Genomic DNA, 13,157 nt, shown 5'->3' on the forward strand with positions numbered 1-13,157 from the left:
ATGGCACGCAGGCTCCTCAGAGGACTCAGACTCGCGCTCGCCCGGTTGCCGGGAGTCCCCAACCTCGATCGGCTACTGGGCGTCGTGAGTGGGACGATCCTCGCGTGGAACGCCCCCCCGGGGCTGTTTCCGGCCTCGGGGCCCGACTGGATCGCGTCGGTGCTCGCCGGCGTTCAGTCCGGTTCGCTGGGGGCGCTCGTCCCGCTCTGTCTGAGCGTCTTGCTTCTGGGTCTCGTCGTCGTCGCGACCATCCCACGGGTGTACGTTGGCCCCCTCAGTGAACCGATCGGCCGGCACTCGCGGGTTCGAATGGTGCTTGGGGCGTACGCCTTCGCCGTCGGGGCAGTGTTCTACCTCTGGGGGCTGTCCGTCGACGGTTCGAGCCTCCCTGCCGGACTGCGCGGACCGCCACAGTGGCTGTTGAACGCCACGATGCTCTCCGGATTTCTCCCCGTCGGCGTCGCCCTGTCCCGGGTCGAGTCGCGGCCGATTCACCATCCGGACAACTACTTCGCTCGGCCACTGGTGGGGCTTTCGACGGCCGACGACTCCGCCGCCGGCTGGCGTGCTGACTTCGAGACGCTGGCTGGGCGTCCCCGACTGCGACCGCTCGTGAGCCTGCTGGTGGCGGCTGCGGGGACTAGCGTGTTCGTGGTTCCTGCGACGCTTCTCGGGATCTTCGTCGGGACGCTCAGCCTCTATTATCCCGTCATCGAGATCGTGGCACTCGTGGGTGCCGTCGGGAGCTGGGTGCTGCGGCGCGACCGGACACCGGCTCCTGACTCCCCGATCGGCGGCGGGTTCGACGCCGCCCGAGACGTGGACTCGTCGTTCTATCGACAGCTCCGAACAGCCGTAACCCCGCGGGCCTGGGGGGTGTTTCTTCCGGTGCTCCTCGGTGTGCTGTTCGCGGTGGCTCCGCTGCTTCTCGCCGGCGCGTATCACACGCCGACCACTGCCTTCAGCCCGTCAGCGCTGCTCGGCGCGTACTGGTCGCTCGCCGAGATTCGGACCCTCGGGAGCCTGGGGTACGCCGTCGACGTCACGGGCGACGCCGCCGTCTGGGCGGCACTCAGCCTCACACCCCTCGTCGTGGTCTGCTACTGTCTCTGGTACTGGTTCCGCATCGTCCGTCGGATTCCGACGCTCCTGTATCACGCGGATGCGGCCTCCGTCCGTGCGCATCTCGACGAGACTGCGAAGACGCCCAACGTAAGCAGGCCAAAGGGGTTGTTACTCCCCCTGTGCCTCGTCGTGTGGGCGTGGTTGTCCCACCGCTTCACGTGGGGCGCAGCGTTCGTGCCGATTCCCCTCGCACGGAGCGAGTTCGGCTTCCTCCTGGTGTGGTCTGTCGGGATCGGGGTCCTCGCGTGGACGGTCTACGAGGCCGTGCAGTCAGCGCCGACCGTCCCGGAGAGCCCCGTCCGAGAGATCTACGTCCCGCTCGGCGTCCAGATCTTCGTCGTGATGGATATGGGGCTCGATCGGGTGATCGAACTCGGCAGTCTGCTCACGCTGTTGGTGCTCTTCGTCTCGCTGTACTACCTCTTCCCGAGGTCCGAAGTCCTCTTCGACCTCCCGCGCTCTCGACGCATCCTCGCGTTCGCGTCCGTCGGGTCCACGTTCGGCTTCCTCCTGTGGTTGCAGTACGACGTTGGACTCAGCCTCCTCCTCGGTGCAGCGGTCTTTGTCGTCTTCGTTCTCGGCGGCGAGTGGCACGACCTCATCGAAGAGAGCGACTGAGACCGAGACCGGCGCGCGAGGACCCACGCTCGGTCGGTCGATACGCTCCCTCCCGGAACCACTGTCCTCGCCTCACAGACTGTGACGAGCTCTCGTGTCGGACGGTGCGGACGCCGGACGAACACCTTTTGCCGATGCCGAGCCATTACCGCTAAATGTTCGACAGTCGTTCGTACGAGGTCCGCCAGAAGATTTCGATCGGGAACAAGTACCGCATCTACGAGGGGAACACGGCGATCCTCGAATCCGCGCAGAAGAAACTCCGACTCAAGGAGGACTTCCGCTTCACCGACCCCGAGACGGGCGCGGAGCGCTTCCGCGTCACGGCCGACAGCATCCTCGACATCACGGCCGCCTACGACATCGTCGACTCCCAGACCGACGAGCGCGTCGGCGCGGTCAAGCGTGAGGCCATCTCGTTCTTCAAACACGAGTACTCGCTCTTCGGCCCCGACGGCGACAAGGTGGCGACGATCCGCGAGGACAGCGTCCCGATGGCGATCGCCCGCCGCTTCATCACGACGCTGATCCCGTTCTCCTACGAGATTGTCAGCGTCGACGGCACCACGATCGGCGAAGCGAAGGGGGCGTTCTCGCTCCGGGACCGGTACTCGATCGACCTCTCTGGCGACGACGTCGACCCGCGATTGGTGGTCGTGGGGATGATCGTCGCCGATGCGATCGAGGAGAACTAGGACACGCTTTCTGCTACCCGCGGACGCGGGAGATCCGACGTTGCCCGAGCAGTCTCACAGACTGGGTCGGACACTTCGTTACGTCGGGTCAGGCCCGGGGCAGTTCGATCCGAAACACGCTCCCCGTCGGTTCGTTGTCCTCGACCCAGACCTCTCCGCCGTATATGTCAACCAATGTGTCGACCAGGTGCAGTCCGATCCCCGACCCGGGGCTCTCGAGTCCCATCTGCCCCCGACCGAAGACAGTCTCCTTTCGGTCATCCGGAATACCCAACCCGTTGTCTGCGACGGCCACCTGAACCGTATCGCCAGCCACTTCGAGGCTGATCGCTACCTGCGGTGTATCTTCGGTATTGTGCGTGACAGCGTTGTTCAGGAGGTTTCTGAACACCGACGAAAGCAACTGGTTTGCCTCGACTGTCACCCCGTCGGGCACTTCTCCTTCGATCGTGAACTCCGCCTCGCTGTGAGTGGCCCGAGCCTTCTCGATTTCGGCGCGGAGCACACGGACGGGGTCACTGGGACGTAGTTCGGCGTCCTGTTCACCGTCGAGAATCTTCAGAAAGTCCCCGACCGTCTCGGTCAACTGCGTGATATGATCGGCCGCATCGATGACCCGGGACAGGTACTCCTCGCCGCCGGGTTCGACGTAGTCCTCGAGAGTGGTTCCCCACCCGGTTATGACCGACACGTCGTTGCGGATGTCGTGGCGCACGATCTGATTGAGAACGGCGAGTTCCCGGTTTCGTCGCCGCAGTTCCCGCTCCTGACTCGCACGCTCGATTGCGTACCTGATCGTTCGCTGAAGGAGTTCCGGCGAAACTTCGTCCTTGACGAGGTAGTCCTGTGCGCCCTCCTCGACCGCCTTGACTCCCAGTCGTTGATCGTTCATCCCGGTCAACACGACGAGCGGGACAGTCTCGGATGCAGCCAACATCGACTGGACCGTCTCTATTCCCGCGCTATCCGGTAGATTGAGATCCAGAAGCACGAGATCGATCTTCTCGCTCTGCGCTTCGATCCCTTCCGAGAGGCTGCTGGCGTGAATGACCTCGGGGCCACCCGCCGACTTCTGTTCCCACTGGCTGTCAATCAGGTACTCCTCGATAAGACGAACGTCGGTCGGGTTGTCCTCGACGAGTAGCAGTGTGAGTTCGTCAGATGTCATCGGTCGATTGCGAGAGTTTTGTGGTGTGCAGCCAAAAGCGTTCTATTTGCGCCGCGAGCGATTCACATTCGTCGATATCGATCGGTTTCACCAGATATGCGTTCGCGTGGTTCTGATACGCCGCCTCGATATCGTCCGATGCATCCGAACTCGTCAGCATCAGTACCGGGATCTGTTTCAATTCGTCGTCTGTCTTGATACGTTCGAGCACTTCGATCCCGGAGTGTCCGGGAAGGTTGAGATCGAGCAACACGAGTCCAGGGCGCGGCGCATCCGCGTACGGCGGCCGCTGTTCGAGGAATTTCAGCGCCTCTGCGCCATCGCTCACCCGGTGGAGGCGGCTGCCAGCGTCTGCAGAAAACCCCTCTTCGAGCAGTCGTGCGTCAGCCGGGTTGTCCTCGACGTGGAGTATCACGGTCTCGGATCGGTTCGGTTCCTCAGTCATCGGTTGTTGCGTGTAGTGTGAAGTGGAACGTCGACCCCTCGCCTCGTTCGGATTCGACCCAGATATCGCCGCCGTGGCGATCGACTATTTTGCGACACATCGCCAGTCCGATTCCGGTGCCGGAGTACGATTCCCGGCCGTGGAGTCGTTCGAAGACCTGGAAGATCCGCTCGGTGTCTTTGGCCGTCATCCCGATGCCGTTGTCCTCCACGGCGAACGCCCACTTGTCGTCGGTTCGCTCTGCCGAGATGTGAACGCGCGGTTCCGTGTCGCCGGCGTATTTGATCGCATTGTCCAGCAGATTCTGGAGCAGTCGGACGAGTTGTTGTTCGTCACCCTGCACGGTGGGAAGTCTGTCGGCGGTGACTGTGGCGTTATTTTGGTCGATGGCCACTCGAAGGTTCTGGTGGGCCGTTTCATATACCTCGTCCATACTGGTCGGGCTGAGCGGGTCCCCACGCGTATCGACTCGTGAATACTCGAGCAGCGCTTGGATCATCTCGGACATCCGTTCGGCCCCGTTCACGGCGAAATCGATGAACTCCTGCCCATCTTCATCGAAGTCGTCCCTGTACCGGCGCTCCAGTAACTGGAGGTAACTCGACACCGTCCGGAGGGGTTCCTGCAGGTCGTGCGAGGCGACGTAGGCGAACTGTTCCAGATCCTCGTTGGATCGTTCTAGTTTCGCACGGGTCTCCTGCAACGCCTGTTCGCGTTCCATCCGAAGCATCGCACTCGTGATAGTGGAACCAAACAACTCGAACAGCCCGATGTCCGTATCGCTGAACTCCTGTTCGGACACGGAGCCGGTTACAATCACGCCTTGGTCGCCGAGAGGGACAATGACCTCGGCGCGGATATCCGTGTCCGCATTGTACCGTCCTTGGACCGTCGAAACGTCCTCGAAGACGGCCTTTTCGCCCCGCTCGAACACCGTCCACGTGAGGCTACTCCCCGGTTCGTACCTGGGCGACGAGCCGAGCAGGTCTCGCGCCGCTGGCGTCTCGCTGATCGGGATCAGCGCCTCCTGTTGCTCGTCGTACGACCAGATCCCCGTTATTTCGAGACCGAGTATCTCCTCAGCAGATTCGACAGCGACGTCGCCAACCTCATCAATCGAGTCCGCTTCCATCAGTTCCCCGGCGACCTCCTGAAGGTCACGGAGTTTTTCCTCCAGACGATTCTGCGCCAACTCGTACCCGGCCCACTGAACAAGGAGTTCGACGAACGCTTGTTCTGATTCGGTGAACGAGTACTCGCGGCTCTCGCTGCCGGCAAAGCACAGGGTCCCGTACAGTTCCTCGTTGACGACGACTTTTCCCCCGAGATAACAACCGAGGCTGAACCGTTCGTATGCCGGATCGGACGCAAATCCTTCGTCGACAGCATCCTGCACGCCGAGTAATCCGTTCCGCTGAATTGTCTTGCGACAGTACGCCTCCGAAAGCGGGCCAGATGCGCCCGTCTGAAGAAGATCGTGAGACCCCACCGCCTCGACGATGTACTGCGTATCGTCGTCGATCCGTGTTAGAAAGGCAAACGGGAGACCGAGGCGCTCGCGGCCGAGTTCGAGGATCTGGTTGAGTTTCTCTTCGAACGACAGGTCTGTATCGGACGTGATCCGGTATAGATCACGGAGCGATCGCTCACTTTCACGGAGTCCACGGAGTGCCTCTTTACGTTCGGTGACGTCGTTGAGAAACGCCACCACCTCGATGAGATCGCCGTCGGCATCGTACAAGGGCACTGACGATAGCGTCACGTCGACCCGTGTTCCGTCTTTGGTCCGACGCTGGAGTTCGACCTTCGAAAACGATTCTCCGTTGAACGCACGCTCTCTGAGTTCGTCGTGACCGTCCCGCTTCTCGTCCGGAATCACGGGGTTGAATTCGCCAAGGACTTCCGATTCGGACCAGCCAAAGATCTCTTCGGCGGCCGAGTTCCAGAGCGTAACCTCACCGGTGGGATCGATCGCGATAATCGCCACGGGTGCAGCCTCGATGAACGATTCGAGTCGGTCTGAGACGTCTCTGAGTTCCCGTTCCCGTCGTCGCCGATCGGTGATGTCCGTCACGGTGAGGATGGCTTCGCCCTGCGTTCCCGGCCCGGTGACCGGCATCGTCCGCGCCCAGAGGTGCCGCTTTTCGCCGTCGACTTGTACCGTACACTCACTCTCGGTCTCTTCGGAGATCGACTTCTCCGCGAGTTCATCCCTGAGCACCGACTGGAGCGACTCACCGACCGGGGCGTCTACCTCGGGGCGGAGGCACACCGATGCACGACCCGCGGGGTTCGTCTCGACGATCCGCCCGTCAGCATCGATAACGAAGACGGCGTCGTCGAGCGACTCGACGAGTCGCTGCCTCGCAATCGGAACGACATCGAGTAACTGGTATCGGAAGACACCAACCGCTAGCACGGTCGTACCGAGAGCGAACCCCAGCGGCGTCAGATCGATATACGCCGGTCCGACGCCACTGACCACTGTCAAGTTCACTGCCCACGGAACGAGTGTCCCGACGACGATGGCCGCGGTTTGTGCCCTATACAGCCTGTTGGAGGCAACGGCGAACCGCAGCAACAGGACGGTTGCCACGAGGAAGAGCACGTACGAGTACGCTAGGTGGATCCAAAACGCGTAGCCGGCGTTTGCCGCCGTCCAGGCCAGTAGTGACAGCTCTCCCACCTGTGTGAGGCCGACGCCTTCGTAGAACAGCCCGTGATCACCGTTCGTCGCCAGCGCGACGAGCGTAAACACGGGATGTACGCAGAGCGCGGCGAGCACCGGCCGAGATACCCATTCGTGCCGTCCGGTGAACCGGAGCGCGAACACGAGGAACGCGGCTGGAAGAATCACGAGTCCAGCGTATCCCACGAACTCCCAGAGCAGTTTCGTGTCCAACTCGGGGGCTATTAGTCGGGCCGAAAACGCAATCGTCGTCAGCGCGATTGCCCCGACAACGGCGCCAAACGCCCGCTCGGTCGGACCGTCCCGGTGTCGCCAGAGCACATACCCGGTGAGCGTGACCGTACTTACCGCTGCGAGCACATATCCAGCGATGGCGAAGAGCAGGTAACTCGGCAGCGCCATCAGTCCCGTGCCCCTGCCGAACGCCTGTCTGTAGCCGACTCTGCCACGGCGGGGCACCGAGACTGACAACCGATCTCGGGAACTGCTAGGGAGCCAATCCTCACGCTGTATCCTCTGTTACGATCGGGCGGAGGGCGCTTTCTGGCACCTCGTCTATCTCGGCTTCGAGTTCCTCGATACGGGTGATAAGGCGTCTGTATTCCTCGTTTTCGTCACGGTCTTGGTACCCCAGTTCAGTCTTGAGAAGTGCCTGCTTCGACCGGAGGGCGAGATACTCCCGGACCAGTGCATCGTGCTCTCGACGGTCCAGAACCGTGTTTACGACGTCCAGAAGCTCTGATCTGTCTGTCGGCTTCGTGAGATACTCGTCGAAATCGAGAGCAACGATATCAGTGTCAGGGTCCTGTGAGGTCAGTAACACGATCCGGCAGTCGAGATTGTTCTGTCGGATCCACTCGACCAGTTCGTCACCCGACAGACCGGGCATTCGACGGTCGAGAACCACTAGATCAACATCGTCGTCGAATGCCTTGATCGTCTCGTCCCCGTCGTAGGTGACTCGAACGTCGTAGTCAGGTTCGAGCCACTCGCTGTGCATCTCCGCGAGTCGCCTGTCGTCGTCCGCAACGAGCACAGTTGGCGGGCCCACGTCTTCGGCAAGGTGTCGTTCCCCCCAGTCCACCAGCGACTGAATAGTGGCCTGGAGTTCCTCGCCTTTGGGAGTCAGCGAGTATTCGACACGGAGCGGACTCTCGCTGATCACCCGCCGTTCGACGAGGCCCGTCTCCTGCAGTTCGTCCAGCGCGTCAGTCAGGACCTTCGCAGAAATCGGCTCTAGCCGCGTCTGAAGGTCGTTGAACCCCAATGAACCGGAATCGAGCAACAATCGAATAATGACCGGATACCACTTCTTCGAGATGAGGTTGGCTGCCTCAGCGAGGTACTTGTTCTCGTCTGCTGACCCATCAGACGAGCGATCCGACCTAGTCATACCAATACTAGTTCTTCCCCTCATTAAACAGTACCGCGGAACGCGAACCTACTGCACCCAGAAATCGGTCAACGCTTCGAGAGCGGATAGATACTCGTCGACGTCTGTTGGTTTGGACACGTATGCGTTCGCACCGAGTTCGTACGCACGGGTGATGTCTTTCTCCATAGTGGATCCCGAGAAGATGACCACCGGAATGGCTCGCAGTTCGTCGCTCGATTTGATCCGTGCCAGAATGTCGAATCCGTCGACTCCGGGCATATTCAAGTCTGACAAGATGAGCGCGGGCGAGACCACCTCTCCCCGACGGATCTGTGCGAGGAGATCAGGAATCTCGCGACTGCTCCGCAGACACAATACGTCGGCGTCGAGACCGGCGAACGCCTCCTCGAAGAGTCGAACGTCTCCGGGATTATCCTCCACGACGAGGACATCGGCGTCGCCCGTTTCGTCCGCGATGTCCAGTGGCTCAACCGGGGGATGCGATGGGCCACGACTCCCGAGTCGGCGGAACGTCATCGGGGCCCCGATCGACGGACACCAGAGACGTTCGCACTGGCCGCCCCGGCGGCTAGTCGCCGGAGACGGTCGCTCCACAGCTGCAGAGTACTATGGAGACTCCGCCGTGGTGCCCTCGGGACGGGCCCGCGTGCTGACTCTGTCCCTGCGCGCTTGGTATCGATCCGTTCGTCAGTGTTCCCCGGACCGGCAGGGTCGGTGTGTTGCTTCACGGGGGTCTTGGTGCCTATTGCACTAAGCTGTCGTTTCACGCTTAATTCCGCGCCAACCGATCGGTAACGAGCGTCACTTACCAGCCGGTAGGTGAGAGTTGCAGCGGATTGCACATTCGGATCCCATCAGATCTTGTTTATATTCAAGTATATTCTGCCCGACAGATGCTTCCTCGAGATCTGAGCAACGACCGGGCTGTGCAAACGCTATCACCAATATATGCTGATTTCGCGTCCGTGGCCAGCTAAAACGCTATTATTCGGCCTCTCTCCGTCTCGTCGGGAGATGGCACTCACCGTCCGGTAAGTGCCCCTGCAAACCTATCGGTTAGGTTATACTTATGCGTGAATAGTCCTTCTACATTCTTGTATGGCAAAACCCATCCCCACCCTGTTGGTGGCAGGCCTGCTGCTGGTCGCCACCGTCACCTTCGGAGCGAGTGCATTCACCGCGGCAACGGTCGACCGTTCGGCAGACGTTAACGTTGCTACCGATAGCAGCGGGCTGCTGGCGCTCACCGACGGGAACTCCGGTAACCTGGTTTTCCAGGACGGAAGTACCGAACAGCTTAGCATCGACTTCACCAACGGCACGGCGACCGGTGCCAACGTCAATGCGACGTTCGAACTCGGTGACCCCGCCAACCCGACAACCTCGAACGCATTCAAGATCACGAACCAAGACAATGAACAGCACCAGATCAACGTCAAATACACCGGCGCAACCACGAACACTGAAGAAAACCTGAACTTCAGTATCTACGACAGTAACGGCCTCGTCGACTCGGTCACTGAAGAGGGGACCACGGCTTCGTTCACTGCGCCCGCTACCAAAACGTTCTACGTCGTCGTGACGGTTGATACCGGTGGCGGGGCTGGGACGGCCGATCTGACGTCGGCGTCTGACCTCTCCGGAGAGCTTTCGTTTACCATCGACGACGTGGACAACGGCGGCGCTAACTCCGACGGCAGCTAAGCCGAACTGAGTTTTCACCGCGCATCGCACGCTGATCACACTTTCGGACACAATACTCAAACATATGTACAAAAAGGCTGGACTCGTCGTCATCGTCGCTGTGACGCTTGCGCTCCTCGCTCCAGCCACCTCACCCGTTCAGATTTCGTACGTGACCTCCGACAGTATGGAGCCGGCGATCCAGACGAACGACGGCTACATTCTGGTTCCCCCTGGTGAGGTCATCCCGGGTGAGATCGTTACGTACTATTCCGACGAACGCGACGGCTACGTCACTCATCGCGTCGTAGGGACGACGGCAGACGGCTTTCTCACGCAAGGGGACGCCAACCCGACGACCGATCAGGCAGCCGGAAACCCGCCGGTCGAGCGCAGCGCGATTATCGGCCAGGTGTTCACCATCGGTGGCCAGCCGGTTCTGATCCCGCAGTTGGGCGTTGTTCTCGGACTCGTTCGCGCCAACTGGATGCTGTTGTTCACTCTGATGAGCCTGTCGGTGATCGTGGGCGTGCTCCGCGGTGAATCCGATCGCCCTCGGGACAGCAAGGAGTCGGCCCTGCAGAGCCGAGAGATCGTTATCCCAACGATTCTGGTGGCGATCTTCGTCAGTGTGCTCTTGATCTCGTCGGGTGCGGTCCACACGGAACTGACGTACTCGGTCACCGAAACCGGGACGGATAACCCCCAAGTACTCGCCGTCGGCGAGAGCACGACGACCTCTCTGGATGCCAATATCGTCAGTACGCCGCTGACACAGGTACTCACCGATACAGAAGGGATCGTCATCACTGATACTACCATTGCGGAACCCAGTGCGGCAGCGGACCAAGGCCAGTCTGGAGCGCTCGACTCGCTTCGAGAGCCGCTCATCACCCGGTCAAGTACGACCCTCAGTGCCACTGTCCCTGCGCAGGCAGAACCGGGAAGTCACACGGCTCGGATCAGTCTGTACCCTTACCCTGCCACCCTGCCCAGAGGGACCCTCGAGCAACTCCAGTCGATCCATCCGTGGCTGGCCGCACTGGGCTCAGTACTCGTGATCTTCCTCCCGGTCTACACGCTGTATTGGCTGCTGATCGATACGACTGCGCCGATCAGAGGTTCGCGCAGCCGCTGGCTCCGCCGACTGGGTGATCGCTGATGGGACGCCGTCGCTCCCGATCGCGGGGCTCGGATGGCCGGTCGATCTGGACTGTTCTGGGCGTCGTCCTCCTGCTGGTGACGGCTCCAGTCGGATTCGGCCTCAACACCACCACTGATGCGTTCACGAGTCTGTCGGCTGACCGTGGCTCGTCGGTCGACGTGGCCGACGATACCGGCAGCATCTTCGGTCTCGACGTTGCCCCGAGCGTGGCGGCGGGTACGACCGACCGGCTTGTCACCGTCACCAACAACGCTGGCCAGACCATCAACTTCACCGTCGCTGCACACACAGGGACCGTCTCGAACAGCCAAGCCACGCTCCAGCCGAAGGAGTCTCTCGTCGTGTCGGTTGACGTTGCGTGCAGCGCACGCGCGGACAGCGTTTCGTTCACTGTTGAGGGGACAGCTGGCGACCGCTTTAGCGGGAAGACGACTCGCTCGACAACCATCGGCACGAGTAACTGTGGGGCAGGACCAGCCCCCATCACTAGCGGCGACTCGTCCGCTGGCGGGTCGAACGGGAAAGGCAGCTTCACGCTTCAGAACGCGAAATCAACGTCACTCACTATCGTGGCGATCAACTTCACGGACACCAATTCGTCCGCGACAAAAATTTCGAATTCCGGCGCCCTCACCTCGAACCGGTCCTTCGAGTACAGTGACGGCGCCTTCTCGTTCGGCACGAAAGTCGATCTGACGACGAACCAGACGCTGGCCCCCGGAGAGACTGTCGAAGTGACCGCCGACAAATTCAGAAAGCAGGGCGGATCGCCAAACGTCGATATGACGGGGAAGTACGTCGAGTTCGTCCTCTATCTCAGCAGCGGAGAGCAGGTCACGGTGCGAGTCACGTTCCCTCAGTGATGGGCCGGCCAACCGAAAGAAGACGCTGTGTCCTTTCCGCAGGCGAACCGCCTGAGACGGTTGCGCGTCACTCCAAACGCAGTCCGCCTGCGTGACGCAGTGAACGGTGACTGTCAAACGGTCGCCGTCGCGATCGACGATAGGCGGCGTAAGCCACTGCCCATCCGACGGACGAAACTATCGCAGTGCTGAAAGGGACCCGAGTAATCGCACTTCACCGTGTGAGGGACGCTCGTGTCTGTCTTCATACAATCCGACGGTCGTGTGTCACAGCGCCCGTCGATTCCCGGTATGTAAGCCACTTACCGGCCGGTAACCGGCGATGAAAAGCGATCGGTTAGCTCGTACTTATGGGCGAATAAGGCGAACGGATAGATATCTATGAATTCGCAATCGGAATCTGTTCTCCGGCTCAAATATATACTCAGCCGGTACGGAACGCTCGTCATCGTCGGCTTACTGCTGGTGAGTACTGTCGCCTTCGCGAGTACGGCCTTCGCGTACGGTGAATCGCCGGAGATACGGCAGATCACCGAACAGACGGACAAACAGTCGTTCGAGACGACGGTGAATACGAGCGCCGCAGTGACGGAGAACACGACCCTGTATGAACCCAATCAGACGCTCTCGAATATGCCGGTCTATCTGCTCTCTGCCTCGCCAAACGTCACGATAAGCGCTCAGACAGCGGTCCCCGACGATCGCGCCGTAGCGGTCACCCACCAGATCAGCATCAAACTCTATGCGACCCGAGGTGACGACGTGTTCTGGAGCGAGACGAGAACGCTCGCGAGCGACTCGGTGCAGGTCACCGACGGACGTCTCGAAACGCAGGCGACGATCGACGTTCGCGAGATCCGAAGTGGGCGATTGAACGAGGTGCAGTCGGAAGTGCAGAATATCGGGAACCTCCGCGCCGAGATTTACGTCGACACGGTGTACGAGTCAGAGAAGCATTCGTCTTTAGCTAAGACTCACACCTCGGTTGCGTAGCGGTAGCGAGCGTCTCTTGCAGGATCGGTCGTTGTTGGTGGATCTTCTGTGCGTCTTCGATCAGTCGCTCCAGCAGTGGCGGTGGCGAGTAGCCGAGGAACTCGCCGAGTTCGTGGAGGATGAGCTGGGCGTGCGACCGGAAGGTCGCCGCCCAGCGTTCCGGCGGAAACACGATTTCATCGGCGGCCTGCTCGGTGACCAGACCCAACAGATCACGACTCACCAGCAGTGACAGCAACGCCGCGTACAACAGAATCTTCACGACATCCGGGTCGCTCGTGTCGAACTTGTCCAGTTCGTACTGTGTCTTCAGCTCA

General features: G+C 60.8%; 11 protein-coding genes and 1 pseudogene. 6 read left to right on the forward strand and 6 right to left on the reverse strand.

Going from position 1 to position 13,157, the window contains the following annotated elements:
* Together BLU74_RS17135 and BLU74_RS17140 are read left to right on the forward strand one after the other, a co-directional pair.
* Positions 1-1,743, forward strand: coding sequence for a hypothetical protein (locus BLU74_RS17135; protein ID WP_089769556.1), 1,743 nt, complete (start codon positions 1-3; stop codon positions 1,741-1,743).
* 155 nt (positions 1,744-1,898) lie between these two features.
* Complete coding sequence (locus tag BLU74_RS17140; RefSeq protein WP_089769558.1) at positions 1,899-2,438, forward strand: LURP-one-related family protein; 540 nt, start codon at positions 1,899-1,901, stop codon at positions 2,436-2,438.
* A gap of 88 nt (positions 2,439-2,526) precedes the next feature.
* Here the strand turns inward: BLU74_RS17140 and BLU74_RS17145 are convergent, their stop codons facing one another.
* The 5 genes from BLU74_RS17145 to BLU74_RS17165 form a co-directional block, all read right to left on the reverse strand.
* Positions 2,527-3,606 carry an ATP-binding response regulator gene (locus BLU74_RS17145; protein WP_089769560.1) on the reverse strand — a complete coding sequence of 360 codons (1,080 nt, stop codon included), beginning with the start codon at positions 3,604-3,606 and terminating at the stop codon, positions 2,527-2,529.
* A complete protein-coding gene (locus BLU74_RS17150) occupies positions 3,596-4,051 on the reverse strand; it encodes a response regulator (RefSeq protein ID WP_089769562.1) in 456 nt (151 codons plus the stop codon). The genes BLU74_RS17145 and BLU74_RS17150 overlap by 11 nt, the downstream gene beginning before the upstream one ends.
* Positions 4,044-7,142 (reverse strand): histidine kinase N-terminal 7TM domain-containing protein, encoded by a 3,099-nt coding sequence (locus BLU74_RS17155; RefSeq protein ID WP_089769564.1) that lies wholly within the window; start codon positions 7,140-7,142, stop codon positions 4,044-4,046. The genes BLU74_RS17150 and BLU74_RS17155 overlap by 8 nt, the downstream gene beginning before the upstream one ends.
* A gap of 100 nt (positions 7,143-7,242) precedes the next feature.
* A complete protein-coding gene (locus BLU74_RS17160; RefSeq protein ID WP_089769566.1) occupies positions 7,243-8,133 on the reverse strand; it encodes a winged helix-turn-helix transcriptional regulator in 891 nt (296 codons plus the stop codon).
* Positions 8,134-8,181: 48 nt separating this feature from the next.
* Complete coding sequence (locus BLU74_RS17165; protein WP_089769568.1) at positions 8,182-8,652, reverse strand: response regulator; 471 nt, start codon at positions 8,650-8,652, stop codon at positions 8,182-8,184.
* 582 nt (positions 8,653-9,234) lie between these two features.
* Between BLU74_RS17165 and BLU74_RS17170 the strand changes: the two genes are divergently transcribed.
* The 4 genes from BLU74_RS17170 (at position 9,235) to BLU74_RS17185 (ending at position 12,840) form a co-directional block, all read left to right on the forward strand.
* Complete coding sequence (locus BLU74_RS17170; RefSeq protein ID WP_139175885.1) at positions 9,235-9,840, forward strand: hypothetical protein; 606 nt, start codon at positions 9,235-9,237, stop codon at positions 9,838-9,840.
* Between the two features lie 64 nt (positions 9,841-9,904).
* A complete protein-coding gene (locus tag BLU74_RS17175) occupies positions 9,905-10,981 on the forward strand; it encodes a signal peptidase I (protein WP_089769572.1) in 1,077 nt (358 codons plus the stop codon).
* Positions 10,981-11,847, forward strand: coding sequence for a hypothetical protein (locus tag BLU74_RS17180; RefSeq protein ID WP_089769574.1), 867 nt, complete (start codon positions 10,981-10,983; stop codon positions 11,845-11,847). Before BLU74_RS17175 ends, BLU74_RS17180 begins: the two co-directional genes overlap by 1 nt.
* A gap of 381 nt (positions 11,848-12,228) precedes the next feature.
* Positions 12,229-12,840: a hypothetical protein gene (locus BLU74_RS17185; RefSeq protein ID WP_089769577.1), complete on the forward strand. Its 612-nt coding sequence runs from the start codon at positions 12,229-12,231 to the stop codon at positions 12,838-12,840.
* Here BLU74_RS17185 and BLU74_RS17190 read toward each other — a convergent pair.
* Positions 12,815-13,157: pseudogene (locus tag BLU74_RS17190) on the reverse strand (IS4 family transposase); the annotation flags it as partial. The gene BLU74_RS17185 and the pseudogene BLU74_RS17190 overlap by 26 nt on opposite strands.

Origin of the sequence: Halobellus clavatus (assembly GCF_900107195.1) — an archaeon.
In the GTDB taxonomy this organism is placed as follows: Archaea; Halobacteriota; Halobacteria; order Halobacteriales; family Haloferacaceae; genus Haloquadratum; species Haloquadratum clavatum.

What these genes read in the sequence shown, in the direction of transcription:
- BLU74_RS17135 (WP_089769556.1), top strand. Translation starts at nt 1, where the DNA reads ATGGCACGCAGGCTCCTCAGAGGACTCAGACTCGCGCTCGCCCGGTTG.
- BLU74_RS17140 (WP_089769558.1), top strand. Translation starts at nt 1,899, where the DNA reads ATGTTCGACAGTCGTTCGTACGAGGTCCGCCAGAAGATTTCGATCGGG.
- BLU74_RS17145 (WP_089769560.1), bottom strand. Translation starts at nt 3,606, where the DNA reads ATGACATCTGACGAACTCACACTGCTACTCGTCGAGGACAACCCGACC.
- BLU74_RS17150 (WP_089769562.1), bottom strand. Translation starts at nt 4,051, where the DNA reads ATGACTGAGGAACCGAACCGATCCGAGACCGTGATACTCCACGTCGAG.
- BLU74_RS17155 (WP_089769564.1), bottom strand. Translation starts at nt 7,142, where the DNA reads ATGGCGCTGCCGAGTTACCTGCTCTTCGCCATCGCTGGATATGTGCTC.
- BLU74_RS17160 (WP_089769566.1), bottom strand. Translation starts at nt 8,133, where the DNA reads ATGACTAGGTCGGATCGCTCGTCTGATGGGTCAGCAGACGAGAACAAG.
- BLU74_RS17165 (WP_089769568.1), bottom strand. Translation starts at nt 8,652, where the DNA reads ATGACGTTCCGCCGACTCGGGAGTCGTGGCCCATCGCATCCCCCGGTT.
- BLU74_RS17170 (WP_139175885.1), top strand. Translation starts at nt 9,235, where the DNA reads ATGGCAAAACCCATCCCCACCCTGTTGGTGGCAGGCCTGCTGCTGGTC.
- BLU74_RS17175 (WP_089769572.1), top strand. Translation starts at nt 9,905, where the DNA reads ATGTACAAAAAGGCTGGACTCGTCGTCATCGTCGCTGTGACGCTTGCG.
- BLU74_RS17180 (WP_089769574.1), top strand. Translation starts at nt 10,981, where the DNA reads ATGGGACGCCGTCGCTCCCGATCGCGGGGCTCGGATGGCCGGTCGATC.
- BLU74_RS17185 (WP_089769577.1), top strand. Translation starts at nt 12,229, where the DNA reads ATGAATTCGCAATCGGAATCTGTTCTCCGGCTCAAATATATACTCAGC.